Source organism: Streptomyces sp. NBC_01431 (genome assembly GCF_036231355.1).
Lineage (GTDB): Bacteria > Actinomycetota > Actinomycetes > Streptomycetales > Streptomycetaceae > Streptomyces.
Window position 1 is genome coordinate 4,704,677 of the sequence record NZ_CP109496.1, and the last position, 17,011, is coordinate 4,721,687.

General features: G+C 70.4%; 14 protein-coding genes. 8 read left to right on the plus strand and 6 right to left on the minus strand.

Annotated elements, in window-relative coordinates; translation table 11 throughout:
* Window positions 1–190: 190 nt before the first annotated feature.
* Together OG522_RS21720 and OG522_RS21725 are read left to right on the plus strand one after the other, a co-directional pair.
* Window positions 191–1,315 carry an ADP-ribosylglycohydrolase family protein gene (locus OG522_RS21720; RefSeq protein WP_329464662.1) on the plus strand — a complete coding sequence of 375 codons (1,125 nt, stop codon included), beginning with the start codon at window positions 191–193 and terminating at the stop codon, window positions 1,313–1,315.
* 81 nt (window positions 1,316–1,396) lie between these two features.
* Window positions 1,397–1,816, plus strand: coding sequence for a hypothetical protein (locus OG522_RS21725; RefSeq protein WP_329464663.1), 420 nt, complete (start codon window positions 1,397–1,399; stop codon window positions 1,814–1,816).
* A 115-nt stretch (window positions 1,817–1,931) separates the two neighbouring features.
* Here the strand turns inward: OG522_RS21725 and OG522_RS21730 are convergent, their stop codons facing one another.
* Together OG522_RS21730 and OG522_RS21735 are read right to left on the minus strand one after the other, a co-directional pair.
* Window positions 1,932–3,506: a sodium:solute symporter family protein gene (locus OG522_RS21730; protein ID WP_329464664.1), complete on the minus strand. Its 1,575-nt coding sequence runs from the start codon at window positions 3,504–3,506 to the stop codon at window positions 1,932–1,934.
* A 422-nt stretch (window positions 3,507–3,928) separates the two neighbouring features.
* Entirely contained in the window at window positions 3,929–4,711 is a 783-nt protein-coding gene (locus OG522_RS21735) for an SDR family oxidoreductase (RefSeq protein ID WP_329464665.1), read from the minus strand.
* A gap of 81 nt (window positions 4,712–4,792) precedes the next feature.
* Here OG522_RS21735 and OG522_RS21740 point away from each other — a divergent pair, with 81 nt between their 5' ends.
* The gene (locus OG522_RS21740; protein ID WP_329464666.1) at window positions 4,793–5,632 is read left to right on the plus strand and encodes a hypothetical protein; all 840 of its coding nucleotides are present in this window, start codon (window positions 4,793–4,795) and stop codon (window positions 5,630–5,632) included.
* Window positions 5,633–5,740: 108 nt separating this feature from the next.
* On the opposite strand, the gene OG522_RS21745 is transcribed toward OG522_RS21740, so the two are convergent.
* The 3 genes from OG522_RS21745 to OG522_RS21755 form a co-directional block, all read right to left on the minus strand.
* On the minus strand, window positions 5,741–5,944 hold the full coding sequence (locus OG522_RS21745) for a DUF397 domain-containing protein (protein WP_329464667.1): 204 nt from the start codon (window positions 5,942–5,944) through the stop codon (window positions 5,741–5,743).
* A gap of 168 nt (window positions 5,945–6,112) precedes the next feature.
* Window positions 6,113–6,982: a helix-turn-helix domain-containing protein gene (locus tag OG522_RS21750; RefSeq protein WP_329464668.1), complete on the minus strand. Its 870-nt coding sequence runs from the start codon at window positions 6,980–6,982 to the stop codon at window positions 6,113–6,115.
* A 212-nt stretch (window positions 6,983–7,194) separates the two neighbouring features.
* Window positions 7,195–7,950 (minus strand): GOLPH3/VPS74 family protein, encoded by a 756-nt coding sequence (locus OG522_RS21755; protein ID WP_329464669.1) that lies wholly within the window; start codon window positions 7,948–7,950, stop codon window positions 7,195–7,197.
* A 156-nt stretch (window positions 7,951–8,106) separates the two neighbouring features.
* On the opposite strand from OG522_RS21755, the gene OG522_RS21760 reads away from it, so the two are divergent.
* The 5 genes from OG522_RS21760 (at window position 8,107) to OG522_RS21780 (ending at window position 16,414) form a co-directional block, all read left to right on the plus strand.
* A complete protein-coding gene (locus OG522_RS21760; protein ID WP_329464670.1) occupies window positions 8,107–11,166 on the plus strand; it encodes a D-alanyl-D-alanine carboxypeptidase in 3,060 nt (1,019 codons plus the stop codon).
* A 217-nt stretch (window positions 11,167–11,383) separates the two neighbouring features.
* Window positions 11,384–13,174, plus strand: a complete 1,791-nt coding sequence (locus OG522_RS21765; protein WP_443074727.1) for an MFS transporter — start codon at window positions 11,384–11,386, stop codon at window positions 13,172–13,174.
* A gap of 205 nt (window positions 13,175–13,379) precedes the next feature.
* A complete protein-coding gene (locus tag OG522_RS21770; RefSeq protein WP_329464671.1) occupies window positions 13,380–14,291 on the plus strand; it encodes an MBL fold metallo-hydrolase in 912 nt (303 codons plus the stop codon).
* A 109-nt stretch (window positions 14,292–14,400) separates the two neighbouring features.
* Window positions 14,401–14,904 (plus strand): potassium channel family protein, encoded by a 504-nt coding sequence (locus tag OG522_RS21775; protein WP_329464672.1) that lies wholly within the window; start codon window positions 14,401–14,403, stop codon window positions 14,902–14,904.
* 163 nt (window positions 14,905–15,067) lie between these two features.
* On the plus strand, window positions 15,068–16,414 hold the full coding sequence (locus OG522_RS21780; RefSeq protein WP_329464673.1) for a chloride channel protein: 1,347 nt from the start codon (window positions 15,068–15,070) through the stop codon (window positions 16,412–16,414).
* 174 nt (window positions 16,415–16,588) lie between these two features.
* Here OG522_RS21780 and OG522_RS21785 read toward each other — a convergent pair whose 3' ends face one another.
* Window positions 16,589–16,870: a hypothetical protein gene (locus tag OG522_RS21785; protein WP_329464674.1), complete on the minus strand. Its 282-nt coding sequence runs from the start codon at window positions 16,868–16,870 to the stop codon at window positions 16,589–16,591.
* Window positions 16,871–17,011 lie beyond the last annotated feature (141 nt).

A 17,011-nucleotide genomic window follows, 5' to 3' on the forward strand; every position in this document is an offset into this window, starting at 1 on the left:
GGAAGGCTGCTCGTGCCCCCGAGTTCTCGGCTTCGCCCGAACAGCGGGACCTCAGCGCGGCGGAGCCGCACGATGTCACAGCCCCGCGCCCCCCTGGCAGGGCGCGAGTGCCGCGGACTCCAGCAGCTGAGCAACGCTGATCAATTTGCCCTCTTAAACGGGCGCATCCGTTCAGGTACCGTGCTGCCGCATGAGCGCAGCAGCCGGAGCCGGAGGACCCGTTTGGGGTCGGGCCGAGCAACAGGACTTCCGTAGCCGGGTGCGGGGTTGTCTGCTCGGCGGGGCCATCGGGGACGCGCTCGGCGCGGGCGTCGCCCCGCTCGACCTCGGTGAGATCCGCGAGCGGTACGGACCCCAGGGGCTGGGCGACCTGGTGCCCGCGTACGGCCGCGCGGGCGCCGTCACCGCCGCCACCCAGCTCACCCTGTTCACCGTCGACGGGCTCATACGCGCCCAGGTGCGCCGCGACACCGGCGCCTGGCACCCGCCCACCGATGTGCACCGCGCCCATCTGCGGTGGGCCGCGACCCAGCGCGAATGGGGCCCCGACGAGCGCCGCGAGGACAACGGCTGGCTGGCGCGCGAGGAGTGGCTCTACGCCCGCCGCGACCCCGCCAAGGCCGCCCTCGCCGGGCTCGGCGACGACACCATGGGCACTCTGGAGCAGCCCAAGAACCCGGGCGCCGACGACCCGGCGGCGCTGACCCGCTCGGCACCCTTCGGGCTGCTCGTCGGGTGGGAGCCGCAGCTCGTGCTCCAGCTCGCCGTGGAGTGCGCGACCCAGACCCACGGCGACCCGTCGGCCTATCTGTCGGCGGGCGCGCTCGCCGTCATCGTCCATGGACTGGCCCGGGGCGAGTCCATGGACGGCGCCGTCCAGCGGGCGCTTGCGCAGCTCGCCCTGCGCCCCGGGCACCAGCGGGTCAGCGAGGCGCTCAAGCACGCGCTCGGCGCCGTACGCCAGGGCATGCCCAGCCCGTCCCTGGTCGCCACGCTCGGCACCGGGCACACCGCCGCCGAGGCCCTCGCGATCGCCGTGTACTGCGCGCTGGTCGGTGAGGACATCCGGCACGGGCTGCTGCTCGCGGTGAACCACGACGGCCCCTCGCAGGCCACCGGCTCCGTCTGCGGGAGCCTGCTCGGCGCGATGCACGGCGAGACCGCGCTGCCGCCCGCCTGGCTTGCCCAGCTCGAAGGCCGCTCGACGCTGCTGGAACTCGCCGACGACTTCGCGATGGAGATGACCCAGGGCCCCGCTCTGCACGGTCCCGCCGTCAACACGGCGAGCTGGCTGCTCCGCTATCCGAGGGGTTGAAACCACCTATTCGGGCGGATCCCCGGCCCCAGGTCCGCGTATACCTCGCGCGCGCACGCGCGGTCCGCAAGGGTCGTCGCCATGACCCCCCTCCCCGCGGTCCGCACCCGGGCCGCCCGCTGGTTCACCGCGCCGATGATCGCGCTCGCACTGCTCGGTACCGGCGCGGGCACCTCGGTCGCCGCCCCGGCCGACGACTCCGACCTCCCGCAGTACGTGCAGGGCGAGAACGAGCCCGCCTTCACCGACCCCTCGGCCGGCCAGAGCCAGGACGACCTGCCGCCATACGACGCCCAGCACGCGCAGCAGGCCGTTGACGACATGGTGATGGGCGAGAACGCCGACGCCGAGGGCCAGCACTACCCGCCCGGCGACGACGGCCAGAAGGACGGCTCCGCATGGCTGGGCCCGCACCGCGACGCCGCCTACCCGCCCGAGGGCGGCGACGGAGCGGACCAGCCCTCGCCGCACCCCCCGGGCGATCCGCAGATCGTCGGCTGAACCCGCACAGCGCGGCGGCCCGCGCCCGAAGGGCTTTTGTTCCGGTGGTCGTCGCACCAACGACCACTGGAAAGCACCGGGGGGCAGGCGGGCCGTCGCCCCCGTACTCGTCGGCTCAGTCCGTCGCCGCCACCTTCGCTTCCCCGGCCTCCGGCCGGCCCGGCACGGACGCCGCGGCCGGGGCCGAACTCCCACCGCCTTCATCGGAGTTGATGCTGGCGAGCAGCGCGTCCCGCTCCGGGGTGTCCTCCGGTTTGAGCAGGCCGATCACGACGTACAGGACGAGTGAGATCGCCAGCGGCACCGACACCTGCCACTGCAGGGCCACCCCGGTCTTCTGCGAGCCGTCCAGGTTGTAGTTGACGAAGAAGAACGCGAGCAGTCCCGCTGCCCAGCTGGTGAGCGCCGCCGTCGGACCGGACTTCCGGAACGTCTTGAGCATGCCCAGCATGAACGGGATGGCGATCGGACCCATGAGCCCGGCCACCCACTTGATCACGACGGTGATGATGTCCTTGAAGGCGGGCGAGTTGACCTGCGTGGCGATCGTCATCGACAGACCGAGGAAGACCAGTGTCGACAGGCGCGCCGCGAGAAGCCCCGAGCGCGAGGTCCAGGCGCGGGCCGACTTCGAGAGCACCGGCGCGATGTCCCGGGTGAAGACCGCCGAGATGGCGTTCGCGTCCGAGGAGCACATGGCCATGGTGTGCGAGAAGAAGCCGACGACGACCAGGCCGAGCATGCCGTGCGGCAGCAGCGATTCGGTCATCAGCGCGTACGCGTCCGAACCGTCCGGCTTCTTCGCGTGGACCAGGAGGGGGGCGCACCACATGGGGAAGAACAGCACGGTCGGCCACACCGCCCACAGGATCGCCGAGAGCCGGGCCGAACGGGTCGCCGAGCGCGCCGAGTCGGTGGCCATGTAGCGCTGGGCCTGGTTCCACATGCCGCCGTTGTACTCGAAGGTCTTGATGAACAGGAACGCCAGCAGGAAGGTGACGGTGTACGGCCCGGCCGTGGCGTGGGCGTGCGCGCTGGGCAGCTTGTCCCAGACCGTCCACAGGGTGGCGAAGCCGTCCAGCTTGCCCATGACGGCGATCAGCATCGCGAGTCCGGCGAGCAACTGGATGATGAACTGGCCCAGTTCGGTCAGGGCGTCGGCCCACAGACCGCCGACCGTGCAGTAGATCGCGGTGATGCAGCCCGTGATGAAGATGCCCTGGGTGATGGTGATGCCGGTGAAGACCGACAACAGGGTGGCGATCGCGGCCCACTTGGCGCCCACGTCGACGATCTTGAGCAGCAGTCCGGACCAGGCGAGGGCCTGCTGGGTGGAGACGTTGTAGCGGTTCTTGAGGTATTCGAGCGGCGAGGCGACGTGCAGCCGTGAGCGCAGCCGGTTGAGCCGGGGCGCGAAGAGCTTGGCGCCGACCCCGATGCCGACGGCGATCGGGAACGACCAGGTGACGAAGGAGGTGACGCCGTACTGGTAGGCGATGCCCGCGTAGCCGGTGAACATCACCGCGCTGTAGCCGGACATGTGGTGCGAGATGCCGGACAGCCACCACGGCATCCGGCCGCCGGCCGTGAAGAAGTCGGAGACGTTGTCGACCCGCTTGTGGGACCAGACGCCGATCGCGACCATCACGCCGAAGTAACCGATGAGCACGGCCCAGTCGAGACTGTTCATGTGCCCCCTCCCAGGGGTCCGCCTTGTGAACGTCAATGAAGTCGGAAGCTCTTCGTCAGCACGTCCGGTTCAGTAACGCCCCGTGCGGGAGCGGGACTTGGGGGATTGAACCTCTTGCCGGAGAGGATGGTCAAGACATTCGAGGGTCATGGATATGAACGCAGGTCAGGAAGTCGAACGATTTTGCCTTCCCTTTGCTTCTGGGGGTGTTGTCGCGCACGCGACCGGAGTCACACGATGAGCGGGCCCTTCGTCGCACTCCGCACAGAAACGAACGACCGCACGGGATGCGGGTCCCGTGCGGCCGGAAGGTCAGGTCCAACAGTGCTGTGTTTACCCGGGAGTTGGTGAGTCGCGGTGCCCGGCACGGGCGCCGGGACCTGTGACATGACCAGGTGGACGTCCGCCCCCGGCGGACCGGCTCAGCTCATCAACTCGCCCGCGTTCACCAGCAGGGACTGCCCGGTGATGGACCGGGCCCGGTCGCAGGCGAGGAAGACCACCGCCTCGGCCACGTCGCCGTCCGTGGCCAGCTCCGGCAGGGCCATCCGCTCGGTGAGCCGGGCGAGCACCTCCTCCTCGGGCACGCCGTCGGTCTGCGCGGTGAACTGGACGTACGCCTGCACCGGCGGGCCCCACATCCAGCCCGGCAGCACGGTGTTGACCCGGATCCGGTCCGGTCCGAGCTCGCGCGCCATCGAGTACATGGCCGAGGTCAGCGCGCCCTTCGAGGCCGCGTACGCCGCCTGCCGCACCTGCGAGGGCGCCGCCACCGCCGACTGCGTACCGATGATGACGACGGAGCCGCCGCGCCGCTTGAGTGCGGGCAGGCAGGCCCGGGTCATGCGGAGCGTGCCGAGCAGGTTCACGTCGATGACCTGCTGCCAGGTGGCGAAGTCCGCGTCCTGGAGGCCGCCGAAGTAGCTGTCCCAGGCCGCCACGTGCACGACCGCGTCGATCCCCCCGAAGCGCTCGGCCGCGAGCGCGGCGAGCGCCTCGCACTGGCCCTCGTCCGTGATGTCGGTCGCCAGGTACGCGGTGTGGGCGCCGTCCGGGTCGATCTCGGCCGCGGACTTGGCGAGGTTGGCCTCCGTGCGGGCGCCGAGGACCGCGTTGCCCCCGTCGCGCACGACGGCCGCGGCGACCTGGTGCCCGAGACCGGCCCCGACGCCGGACACGATGACGGTCTTCCCACTCAGCAACATCCGGTCGCCTCCCGGCTCTGGCACATCTTCTGACGGGGCGTCAGAGTAGGTCCGTCCGGTGGCCAAGGGAAGGGATGCGGCATGGCGGAGGACACACGGCCCGAGGTGTACGCGGAGCTGGCGTCGGTGGGGCCCTACGGGGTGCGCCCGGGGCACGCGCTGATCACCATGGTGGAGCCGCACCCGGGCCACGAGTACGCGTACAACCGCTGGTACGAGGACGACCACTACTACGCCGGTGCGATGGCCATGCCCTGGATGTACGCGGGGCGACGCTGGGTCGCCACCCGCGAACTCCAGGAGCTGCGCTACCCGGAGAAGTCCGCGGTCGCCCAGCCGGTGGGCGCCGGGTGCTACCTCTCCACGTACTGGGTCACCCAGGGCCGCTACGACGAGCACATGAAGTGGACCGTCGGCATCAACAAGCGCCTCAACCGCGACGGCCGGGTCTACCAGGACCGCACCCACGTCTTCACCGCCTTCCAGGACCACGAGGCGACCGTCTACCGGGACGGCGCCGCGGGCCCCCGCGACTACCACGCCCTGGACCATCCCTACGCCGGGCTGGTGTTGGAGGTCGTCGACGCCGAAAGCGTCGAGCAAAGGACCGAGTTGCTGAAATGGCTGCGCTCGCGCCATCTGCCGCGGCGGCTCGCCGGCGGCCCGGCCGCGATGGTGACGGTCTTCCGGCCCACCCCGCTGCCCGGCGACCGCATGACGTACGTGAAACAGGTGGAGGGCGTCGACACCCGCCTCACGCTGCTCTGGTTCCTCGAACGGGACCCGCGGGAGGTCTGGGCGGACCGCTTCACCGGGCTCGACACCCTGGTGGCCGGAACCGGCCTGGGGAAGGTGGAGTTGGTGGCACCGTTCATCCCGACCGTGCCGGGTACCGACCGCTACGTGGACCAACTGCGCTGACCGGAAACCGACATGGCCGAGCCCCCTCGGCCGGGACGGCGAACCAGTCGAGAGGGCTCTTTCGGTGCTGCTGGTGTGCGGTTGCTATCGCGCCCGCTGCTGCGCTGGTCAGCTGAGGGAGTCCCGGGTCACCTCGGCCACGAACGCGGTCCACGCGCCGGGGGCGAAGGAGATCGAGGGCCCCTCGCAGACTTTCGAGTCGCGCACCGCGATGGCGTGGGTCTCGGGTGACTTGACCTCAACGCATGCGCCGTTTCCGGTGGAGTACGAGGACTTGGTCCAGGTGTCCGTGGCGCCCTGAAGAATTGGCATGTTCGCTCCGGTCTTTGCCAGTTGGGTCTTTCTCGGCCAGCGGTGTTCGTTGGCGTGATCGACGCTACTCGCAGGTTCCGGGGTGTGCGGCGGCCATTCACTCGACCGGATGGCATATTCCGGCGGGGACTTCCACCGCGGTACGGGTGGGGTGTACGGTGCCGCACTTCACTCCGCGGAGCCCCTGGCGTACTCCTTGGCGATCTCGGTAATGAATTCCCGGGTCTGGTCCACATTCAGCGCCTGTGCCCGCAGATGCTCGTACATCACGCTGTATTTCTGGACATCATTCGCCTTTTCCAGATACAGGTCGCTGGTGACGCCTTCGATGTAAACGACGCTGGAGTCCGAGGCGTCCGGGAATTCCAGAATGGCGTATTGGCCGTTGATGCCCGGATGCGCGCCCATGCTGAACGGCAGTACCTGGACGGTGACATGGGGCAGTTGCGACTGCTGGATGAGGTGCTCCAGCTGCTCGATCATCAGCTGCCGGTCGCCGATCACGCGGCGCAGCGCCGCCTCGTCGATGACCACCCACAGCCGCAGCGGATTGTCCTGCGCCTGCACTCTCTCCTGCCGCCTCACCCTGACGCTGACCCGTTTCTCGACGTCGGTCGGCGCTGTCTCCGGAAGCGCCCCCGCGATCAGGGATTCGGCGTACTGACGGGTCTGGAGCAGCCCCGGCACGACCTGCGGATCGTAGACGCGCAGGCTCGCCGCGTCCGTCTCCAGGCCGATGTAGACGCTGTACGGGATGTCGCCGAAGGCGTGCCACCAGCCTTGCTGGCGGGAGTCCTTGGCCATCTGCATCAGCGAATCGACGATGCGGTGGTCGTCGACCTCGTACACCCCGCACAGATCGCGGACATCGCGCTGGCTGATGGACCGACGGCCGTTCTCCAAGCGGCTGATCTTCGACTGGGACACCAGCAGGCGTTCGGCGACCTCTTCGGCCGTCATGCCTTTCAGCTCGCGGAGTCTGCGCAGCTCCTGGCCCAGTCGGCGCCGCCTGACGGTGGGATTGACGTTGGACGCCACGGGTAACGCACCTCCGACTCACGGCTGTTCAATTCTTTCGCTCAGCAGACTGCCACCAATATCCGGGCGCGCGCTGGAAAATAGCGACACACAGCGACAACGCGAACGCGCGGGGCTGATGTGTCAGCCCCGCGCGTTCATGGTGCGGCTCCCGAACCGGGTCGGAGGGGACGTCGGTGCGGCGTTCGGTGCGACTGGTGGTGCGGGTCCTGCTAGTGGTGCACCACGGCTCGGGCCATCGTCCCGTGATGCGGCTGCATCGAGACGGCGGCCGCCACCGCATGGCGGCTTCCGCCGCTCGGCGCCGCGGCGGCGGGGCCGTTGCCGTTACGGCGCGGTTGAGCGGCCGCGCCGTTCTGGACGTCCATCACGGCGTGCGCGACGAGACCGCCCATCGGGTCGTGCCTGATCAGGTCCCTTAGCCGGGAGCGCGATGAACGCCCCTCGTTGCCGGGGTAGAGGTGCTTGCCGAGCCCGACTGCGTGGGCCAGCGCGGCAAGCGCCGCGGTCCGCGGGTCCGGCGGTACGCCGGTGCGGATCGCACTGTCCAGCCGGGCCCTGATGTCCCGGCTGATCGCCGTGTCCGTCGCTTGGTAGCGAGTCGTCGGCAGCACTCCGCACATCTGGCCCGATACGGCATGCACCATGCCGCACCTCTCCAGGTGCGCGAGGTAAATCTGGCGGAGCCCCAGGCGGGGTCCGCCGATCCAGTGGACGGCCCGTACCGGGCTGCCGCGCCTGCGCAGCAGTTCCAGTGCGGAGTCCAAGGTCGGATCTCCTGTCGGCCGTGCCATCACCACGGCGATACGATCCCCATCTGGGGCTATCCGTCCTGCCAGAGCCAGCTCCACTAGCTGTGCTCCGGCGAGGCCGAGGTCGAGCGACTGCGGCTGCGCTGTGGTGCCCGTGGCCGGGTCCAGAGCGAGCAGCAACAGCTCTTCCGGAATAGTTCTGCGGCTCCTGCCCATCCATGCCTCCCCGCGTGGATGAATGACAGGGTGACCCCTCTCACATTCATCTGTCGAGAGCGCCTGGTTGGTTCGTACGGGAACCGACAGGTATGTCGTTCTCGTCTAGCCGGGGGGTCCTGCCCGACACACAGGACACTGGTACATGGTTCGGACATGGTCCGGACCTACGTCGGCGGCGCCACGGGGCGCCTGGAGGAGGCATCGGTGGCGGGCGAGTCCCCCGACAAGTCGGAGCAGAAGCAGTCGTCGGGGGAGACGACTCGCAGTGAACGCGATCCGCGTCTCACACTCTCCGCGGCTTCGTCCCCTTCCGGCAAGGGGGAGGACGGCGCGGCGGCGGCCGGCGGTTCCGCATCCGCGTCGGGTTCTGGTTCTGGATCCGGCCCCGCCGGGTCCGGGTCCGCTCATGGTTCCGGTCGTGGTTCCGAAGCCACGGCCGGGGCGGGTGCCGTGGACCAGGCGACGGCGGTCTTCCGGGCCCCGCGCCAGGAGGACGGCGACTCCCGGCTCCGCGCGGCGGTGGCGGCGTGGGTCGACCAGGAGGCGGACGGAGGGGGCGACTCCGCGGTCGCGGCGAAGGCCGAGGGCGTGAAGGCCGAGCCCGCCACGCCGGAGGATGTCGCGGACAGCGGGGGTGCGAAGCCTGAGGCTGCCGAGCCGGAGGGTGCGGCGGCTGGGGCCGACGCGCCTGAGCGGGCTGTGGAGGGTGCGGCAGCTGGGGCTGACGCGCCTGAGCCCGTGGCTGCCGGGGGCGGGACGCCGGACGATGGGGCGCCGAAGGGTGGAACGCCGGGTTCGCGGAGCGCTGCCAAGGGGGCGGCGCCGGAAGACCCGGACGCGTTGTCGTCGCGCGCTGAAAAGAGCCCGGCTGCCGAGCCGAAGAGCGCCGCCAAGGGCGGGGCGCCCGAGAGCCCGGCCGCCGAGCCGGAGAGCGCGGCCGATGGTGGGGCGCCCGAGACCCCGGCCGCAGAACCGCAGGATGCCGCCAAGGGCGGCGCCCCCCAGTCGGAGACCCGTGGGCGCGGGGCCGCCGAGTCGGAGGACGGCTCCCGGGGCGGGGGCGCGAGACGCGAGGCGCCGCAGGCGCCCGCCAAGGCTGCCCCGGCGATGGACGATGCCGCTGAACCCGCCGCCCCCAAGTCCGGCGCCGCTAAGCCCGGCGTTGCTGAGGCAAGCAGCGACGCCAAGTCGACCGGCGACGCCACTGCCACCGATGCTGCCCGCACCACGGGCACGGGCAGCGACGCGAAGTCGACCGGGGCCGCCACCGACGTCGCCCCCACCGCCGGCACGGGCGCCGACAGCGACGCCAAGTCCACCGGCACCGACACCCCCGCACCCGGCTCCAGAGGCACCTCCTGGGGTGCCAAGCAGAGCCCCGCCACGGGTAGCGGAACAGATCAGCCCAGCCCCGCCGGAGGCAGTGGCAGCGGGACCGATCGGCCCAGCTCGGCCGGAGACAGCGGCAGCGGAATCGATCCGTCCGCCCCTGCCGACGGCAGCGGCGGCGTACATCGGCCCAGCCCCGCCGAAGGCGGCAGTAGCGGAACCGCTCAGTCCAGCCCCGCCGAAGGCGGCACTCGCGGAACCGATCAGCCCAGCCCCGCCACCGGCAGTCGCGGAACCGATAAACCCAGCACCACCAGCGGCAATCGCGGGGTCGATCAGCCGACCACCGCGTTCAAGGCCGTCGCGCCGCCCGCCGTCGATCAGCCGACGGCGATGCTCAAGCTGCCCTCGCCCAAGCGGGAGGCCCCCGCCGAGCGTGCGAGCCAGTTCGTGCCGCTGCGGACCGACGACGCGGGCGCGGGGACGGACGCACCCGTCCGGCAGCCCGGCGCTCCGAAGATCACTCCGCCGCCGGTCGTCGCGCCTCCCCAGGCGATGCCCGAGCACGCCGAGCGGACCAAGCAGCAGCCCCTGCCGCCGAAGCCCCCGCTCGACCTGCTCGCCGAGCTGACGAACACCCCGCCCCCGCCGCAGACCCCGGTCCGCACCACGGTGCGGCGGTTCAAGATATGGACCCCGCTGGTTCTGCTGCTGCTCGTCGTGTTTGCGGTCGTACAGATCGTGCGCCCGCTTCCGTCGCCGCGGCTGGCCCTCACCTCGTCGGCCACGTACACCTTCGCCGGTGACGCGCTCGGGCTGCCGTGGCCGGCCGAGGGGCAGTCGGCGGTCTCGGTGGACGGCGTGGGCAGCCTCGGTACGCACGGGGAGCAGAAGCCCGCCCCGCTGGCGAGTGTGGCCAAGACGATGACGGCGTACGTGATCCTCAAGGAGCACCCGATCTCCGGGAAGCAGGAGGGCCCGAAGATCACCGTCGACCAGCAGGCCGAGGACGACGCGAAGAAGCCCGACGAGTCGACGGCGCCGATCCGTAAGGACCAGCAGTTCACCGAGAAGCAGATGCTCGAACTGCTGATGATCCCGTCCGGCAACAACGCCGCCCGCCTGCTGGCCCGTTGGGACGCCGGGAACGAGGAGGCGTTCATCGCCAAGATGAACGCCACGGCCAAGGAACTGGGCATGACCAGCTCCACGTACACCGACCCGAGCGGTCTGAAGGAGACCACGGTCTCCACGCCGACCGACCAGCTCAAGCTGGCCCAGGCCGTCATGCAGAACGACGTGTTCCGCGGCATCGTCAATACGCCCCAGATCAAGATCCCGGGCATCCCCACGACGATCTACAACAACAACACGATCCTGCTCAAGCCGGGTGTCAGCGGTATCAAGACCGGCTCGTCGACCCCGGCCGGCGGCAATCTGCTGTGGGCGGCCGACACGGTCGTCGACGGCAAGAACCAGCGGATCTACGGCATAGTCATGGGCCAGCACACCGGCACCACCCTCGACAGCAAGCTGAAGGCCGCGATCAACAACAGCTACACGCTGATCCAGGCCGTCCAGAAGGCCGTCACCTCGGCGACCGTCGTCAAGAAGGGCGATGTCGTCGGATACGTCGACAACGGGCTCGGCGGCAAGACCCCCCTCGTCGCGGCCAAGGACCTCAAGGCCATCGGCTGGCCGGGTCTGAAGGTCGACGTGACGATCGGCGACGGCGGCAAGGCCGTGCCGCACTCGGCGAAGGCCGGCACCGTCGTGGGCGAGCTGTCCATCGGTTCGGGCCCCGGCCGCCAGACCGCGCCGGTCGAACTGGGCAGCGCCATGGCCGAGCCCGGGATCGGGGACAAACTCACCCGACTGGGCTGACCGGCCCCGGCCGCACGGAGCCCGCCCCGCAGGCCGGGGCGGGCCCCCGTGCTAGCTTCGGGCAACTCGGGGCGTCAGGACGGCGTCCTTGGACTGGGGCAGAATCGAGCCCTCCCGGTGATGGAAGTGCGGGCCGACCGGGCGGCCCCACGCGGACGCGGGCAGTCGCACGCGTCCGCGCATGTCAGGTGAGAGAGCGTGAGGCGGGAGAGCCGCAGTGACCACCGCTGATCCGACGCCCACCCGCGCCGACAGCACCACGATCGTCCCCGAGCCCAAGGGGCGAATACGTCTGGGCCCCGACTCGTGGCCGATGCGCCACCCCGTCGCCTTCGTGGCGGCGGTCGCGGCCGTCACCCACATCCTGTGGTTCTTCCTTCTCGCCAACAGCGGCGGTGACCTCGCGGCCCAGGACGCCTGGTCCGAGTTCGTCGGCCGCCACCCGGAGTCCGCGTACAACCTCGCCTGGTACGGCGGGATGCACCCGGTCTCCTACAGCGTCGTCTCGCCGTATCTGATGTCGGTCCTCGGTGTCCGTACGACGATGATGATCGCCGGGACCGGCTCGGCCGCGCTGACCGCGCTGATCCTGGTGCGGGTGAAGGCCGTCCGCAATCCGCTGGCCTGCTCGTTCGCCGCGCTGTTCGCCTTCCTGTGCAACGCCGTGTCGGGCCGGGTGACCTTCGGGCTCGGCACGATGTTCGCGCTGGGCGCGGTGGCCGCGGTGTTCTGCTGGCCGCGCAACCGGCGCGAGAACCGCTGGTCGAAGGCGGCCGTCGCAGCGCCGTGCGCCGCGCTCGCCACCGCGAGCAGCCCGGTCGCCGGGCTGTTCCTCGGCGTCGTCGCGGCCGCGCTGTTCCTGAACAAGCGCCGGCCGGGCGCGTACGCCATCGGCCTGCCACCGGTCGCGGTGGTCGCCCTGTCGGCGTGGCTGTTCCCCTTCTCCGGTACGCAGCCGATGTCGCTGGCCACCACCTCGCTGCCGTTCCTGTACGCGGTCCTGGTGCTCGTCCTCGTACCGAAGGACTGGCGCTCCGTCCGCACGGCCGCGCTGGTGTACGGCGTCGGCGTGCTGCTGTGCTTCGCGATCCACTCGCAGATCGGGTCCAACGTCACCCGGCTCGCGATGCTGTTCGGCGGCGTGGTGCTGCTCGCCGCACTGCCGTACATGGTGCCGAGGTCGCGCAAGTGGTACGCCCTGGTACTGGCCTTCGTCGGTCTGAACGTGTGGATCGGCTTCAAGTCGGCCGAGGACATCGTGCGCACCGCGCCCGCCGCGTCCTGGGCGCGCGATCTGGCGCCGCTGGTCGACCAGTTGCAGCGGGTCGACGCGGAGACCGGCCGGGTCGAGGTGGTCCCCGCCTCCAGCCACCGCGAGGCCTCGGCGTTCACGCCGTACGTGAACCTCGCCCGCGGCTGGAACCGGCAGGCCGACATGCAGCGCAACCCGCTGTTCTACGACGACACCCTGGACTCGGCGAGCTACCGCGCATGGCTGCACCGCTGGGCCGTCCGCTACGTGGTGCTGCCGATGGGCCCCGCGGACCAGAACGGCGACATCAAGGAGGCCAAGCTCATCCAGCAGGGCCAGCCGTATCTGAAGCCGGTGTGGTCCAACGAGCACTGGAAGCTGTACGCGGTCGACAGCCCGACCCCGCTCGCCGACCCGCCGGCCACCGTCAAGCACGCGGGCGAGGGCGAGCTGACCGTGGAGGTCCGCTCGCCGGGCAAGGTGCTGATCCGCGTCCCGTACTCGCCGTGGCTGAAACTCGTCGACGACAAGGGCAAGGGCGTGGAGCCGCCGCAGGAGACGGCCGAGTCCAAGCTCCGCGGCCACGGCCCGAAGTCGTTCACCAACGTGAACGGCTGCCTGCGCAAAGCCCCGCAGGACGGCTCGGGCGACGAATGGACCGAACTCCTCGCCCCGAAGCCCGGCACGTACCGGGTGGCGGCCCCGTACAGCATCCCCCGCGGGACGGGCTGCCCGACGGAGCTCGGGGGCTCGTAAAGCCCGCGCCCCAATGGGCGTGGGGGCGCGGACGATGGCCTCGGGTGTGCGGGGTTGCGGCACGTGGCGTCGGGCGCGGGGGTGCGGTGCGGACCTTGGCCTCGGGCGTGCGGGGTTGCAGGGGCATGGTGTCGGGGCGCGCGGGGCCGCGGGGCGTGTGAGAGTGGTGCGGGGGCCGGTATCCGCCCAGCACCGAGGGACCGACATGCCAGAGCAGACGACGCCGCCCCCGTCTCCGCCCCTGTCGTACGAGGTCTTCGTCGCGGACGGGGTGCCGCGGACGGACGGGATGCGGCTGCCGGACGGCGACCCGATCGTCTCATCGCCCGTCTCGTCCACCCTGATCCACGGCGAGCGCGACGCCGTCCTGGTGGACCCGCCGCTGGCCCGCGGCCAGATCGCGCAGGTCGCCGAGGGCGTGGAGCGCTCCGGCAAGCGGCTCGCGTACGTGTACATCACGCACGGCCATGGGGACCACTGGTTCGGCACGGCGGCGCTGCTCGACAGGTTCGGGGAGCCCGACACCGTCGTGTACGCGACCGGGGGCACGATCCGGAAGATGCGCGAGGAACTCGCGGGCAAGGACAGGGGGTTGGCGAAGACGTACCCGGACATCCCCGAGCACACCCCGATCCTCGCCGGGCCCGTACCGTCCGAGGGCTTCCGCCTGGAGGGCCACCTCATCGAGGCGGTCGAGACGGGCCACACCGACACCGACGGCACCTCCGCCCTGCACGTGCCGTCGATCGGCCTGGTAGTCGCCGGGGACGTCGTCTACAACGGGGTGCACCAGAGGTTGTCGGAGGGCGGCCTCCAGGCGTGGCACGACAACATCGAGAAGATCGCCGCGCTGAACCCGCGCCATGTGGTGGCGGGCCACAAGAACAAGGCCCTGCCGGACGACCCGAAGATCCTGGACGAGACCCGCGCCTACCTGCGCGACGCCATCCGCCTCCTGGCGTCCGGGCCGACCCCGGAGGAGTTCTACGAGGAGATGCTGAAACTCCACGGCGAGCGCCTCAACCCGGGGCCGCTCTGGTGCAGCACGGTGGAGCTGCTGGGCCGAGCGAGGGACGCGAAGCCCGAGCCCGCACCGTCGGGCCTCGAAACCGCGTGAGTACGACCTACGTGCGTGCGCCCGTGGTGACGTGATGACGAGACCCCGGCAGGCCGACCGTTTCCGCGCGTCCCCTCGGCGACTGCTGTTCTCGATGGTCCGATCCTCGGTGACCGTGGGCCTGTGGCTTGTTGTCTATTACCTGGTGCCGCTGGACCACGGCATCGGCATCGGTACAGCGGTCGCGCTGGTCGTAAGCCTCGTGCTTTTCGCAGGTGTGGTCGTCTGGCAGGTTCGAACCGTCACGAGATCCGCACACCCCCGGCTACGCGCCATCGAGACGCTGGCCACCGCCGGGCCGATCTTCCTGGTCATCTTCTCGGCGGCCTATGTGCTTCTGGCCAAGAACCAAGCCGGCTCTTTCACGGAAACGTTGGGGCGCACTGATGCCTTGTATTTCACCGTCACCGTGTTCGCGACGGTGGGCTTCGGAGACATCGCCCCGGTGACCGGGGCGGCACGGGTCCTGACCATGGTGCAGATGCTGGCCGACGTGATTCTGGTGGGAATGGTTGCGCGGATCCTTCTCGGCGCGGTCCGGATCGCGGAAGATGTCCGGTCGGCCGACTCCGGCGAGCCACCGGGCTCGGAAGGTCCGGTCGGTCAAGGGTGACGCGTCGGGTTTACCCGCATGGGCCGTGTCGGAATGCCCGCATGGGAACGGCGTGCCAGGCTCGGAACAGCGCCTGTCGTATCAGGTGGCGGAGCGTTCCAGGTTCGCTGATCGCGGCCCGTGAGAGCCCCAACGAGGTCCGCATCGCGAGGAGGCACTGCGCATGCCGGTCGACAGGACTGGACCCAAGACCCCGTCACCGTCGGACCCGCTGACTCTTCTGCGGAGCCGCGCGTACCTGATGCTTCTGGTGCTGTCCGCGCTGATCGGCGTGCCGGTGTCCGCGGCGGCGTTCGGCTTCCTCGCGCTGGTCGGCGAACTTCAGCCCTTGATCTACACGGATCTGCCCACGTCGCTGGGGTTCGACGGAACGCCACCGTGGTGGCCGTTGCCGCTGCTCGCCGTAGGAGGGCTTCTTACGGCACTGACGATCAAGTATCTGCCGGGGCACGGCGGTCATGAGCCGACAGCCGGGTTCAAGGCCGGCGGCCCGCCCACGCCCATCGAGCTGCCCGGCATCTTCCTCGCCGCTCTGGCGACGCTCTGCTTCGCCGCCGTCCTCGGACCCGAGGCTCCTCTCCTGGCGCTCGGCGGCGGGCTCGGCGCCGGCGCAGTGCGGATGGTCAAACGGAACCCCCCGGAGCAGGCGAGCGCGGTGTTGGGCGCGGCGGGCAGTTTTGCCGCCATCAGCTCGCTGCTGGGATCACCCCTGCTCGGAGCGTTCCTCCTGATGGAAGCCTCGGGGCTGGGTGGGCCGATGATGGCGATGGTGTTGGTGCCCGGCCTGCTGGCTGCGGGCATCGGCGCACTCATCTTCGTCGGGCTGGGATCCTGGACCGGGCTGGGCACCTACTCGCTGGCACTGAACCACGTCCCCAAGGCCACGCACCCGACAGCGGCAGAATTCGGCTGGGCTCTGGTCATCGGACTGTCAGCCGCCGTCGTGGGAGTGGGAATCAGATGGCTCGCCGTCCGGCTCAAGACGCACGTCGACAGGCGACGGGTGCCGGCCACGGTGGTCATGGGCCTAGTCGTGGCGGGGCTGGCGATCGGCTACGCGGAGGGCACTGGCAAAGCAGCGACCGACGTGTTGTATTCGGGGCAGACGGCGCTGGATCCACTCCTCACGCACAGCGCCGCGTATTCGGTGGGAGCGTTGTCGCTGCTGGTGCTGTGCAAGGGCCTGGCCTATGGCGCATCGCTCAGTAGTTTCAGAGGAGGCCCGATCTTTCCCTCGATGTTCGTGGGAGCGGCGGGCGGCATCCTGTTCTCCCACCTGCCAGGGCTGAGCCTGGTCGCGGGGTTCGCGATGGGTATCGGAGCGATGAGCGCCGCAATGCTGGGGCTTCCGATGGTCTCCGTCCTGCTTGCCACGCTGCTGATCGGAGCGGAGGGGCTCACGGTCATGCCGCTGGTGATCGTCACGGTCGTGGTCACGTACGTCGCGACGGCGAAGCTGACGCCTCCTCCCCCGGAGCCGAGGGAAGGGCCGGGGCCGCGTCGGCAGTAGCCGTGAGCTCGCTGAGGGAGCCCGCCCGTCTGTTTGCCGCGAGCCTGGGGTGCCGGCTGGGTCGTCCCCCAGAACGAGGCGAGACTTGCGGGCGGTCGGGGCCTGGATCCGGAACCCTGGGCATCCCTGCACCCACCGGGCCCGGGACCCGGTGGGCGGAGAGGATTCGCCGGACTACCGGGCGAGCGGCCCGTTCTGGGCGTCGGACGCGGACTGCCACGCCCGCAAACCCGCTCGGGACGCCTCTTTGGCCTGCTGCCACTTCGCGGCCGCCTGCTGGGTCGGGGGCACGTCCATGTCGCGGATCATGCGCCGGCCTGCGGTGAACACGGCCATGACCCCGATGGCCATGCCCGCGCTCGCCAACACGGCCCCGGCCGCGGTGAGCACGGCGCCGATCCTGACGAGCCGGGTGTCGATGTCGATCGTCCGATGGGACTGCTGGTGATGGTGCATAACTCCACCATCCATCCGAGGGAACCGCCCCGCATCCCGACTGACGGCTCAGGCCGCCGTTCGTGATTTCCGGTCCACCGGCTTGGTCCTGCTGATCCTCTTCGCGGCCTGCTCTCGCTGTTGTCCGTCGTCGCGGTCCGG

What these genes read in the sequence shown, in the direction of transcription:
- OG522_RS21720 (WP_329464662.1), top strand. Translation starts at nt 191, where the DNA reads ATGAGCGCAGCAGCCGGAGCCGGAGGACCCGTTTGGGGTCGGGCCGAG.
- OG522_RS21725 (WP_329464663.1), top strand. Translation starts at nt 1,397, where the DNA reads ATGACCCCCCTCCCCGCGGTCCGCACCCGGGCCGCCCGCTGGTTCACC.
- OG522_RS21730 (WP_329464664.1), bottom strand. Translation starts at nt 3,506, where the DNA reads ATGAACAGTCTCGACTGGGCCGTGCTCATCGGTTACTTCGGCGTGATG.
- OG522_RS21735 (WP_329464665.1), bottom strand. Translation starts at nt 4,711, where the DNA reads ATGTTGCTGAGTGGGAAGACCGTCATCGTGTCCGGCGTCGGGGCCGGT.
- OG522_RS21740 (WP_329464666.1), top strand. Translation starts at nt 4,793, where the DNA reads ATGGCGGAGGACACACGGCCCGAGGTGTACGCGGAGCTGGCGTCGGTG.
- OG522_RS21745 (WP_329464667.1), bottom strand. Translation starts at nt 5,944, where the DNA reads ATGCCAATTCTTCAGGGCGCCACGGACACCTGGACCAAGTCCTCGTAC.
- OG522_RS21755 (WP_329464669.1), bottom strand. Translation starts at nt 7,950, where the DNA reads ATGGGCAGGAGCCGCAGAACTATTCCGGAAGAGCTGTTGCTGCTCGCT.
- OG522_RS21760 (WP_329464670.1), top strand. Translation starts at nt 8,107, where the DNA reads ATGGTCCGGACCTACGTCGGCGGCGCCACGGGGCGCCTGGAGGAGGCA.
- OG522_RS21770 (WP_329464671.1), top strand. Translation starts at nt 13,380, where the DNA reads ATGCCAGAGCAGACGACGCCGCCCCCGTCTCCGCCCCTGTCGTACGAG.
- OG522_RS21780 (WP_329464673.1), top strand. Translation starts at nt 15,068, where the DNA reads ATGCCGGTCGACAGGACTGGACCCAAGACCCCGTCACCGTCGGACCCG.
- OG522_RS21785 (WP_329464674.1), bottom strand. Translation starts at nt 16,870, where the DNA reads ATGCACCATCACCAGCAGTCCCATCGGACGATCGACATCGACACCCGG.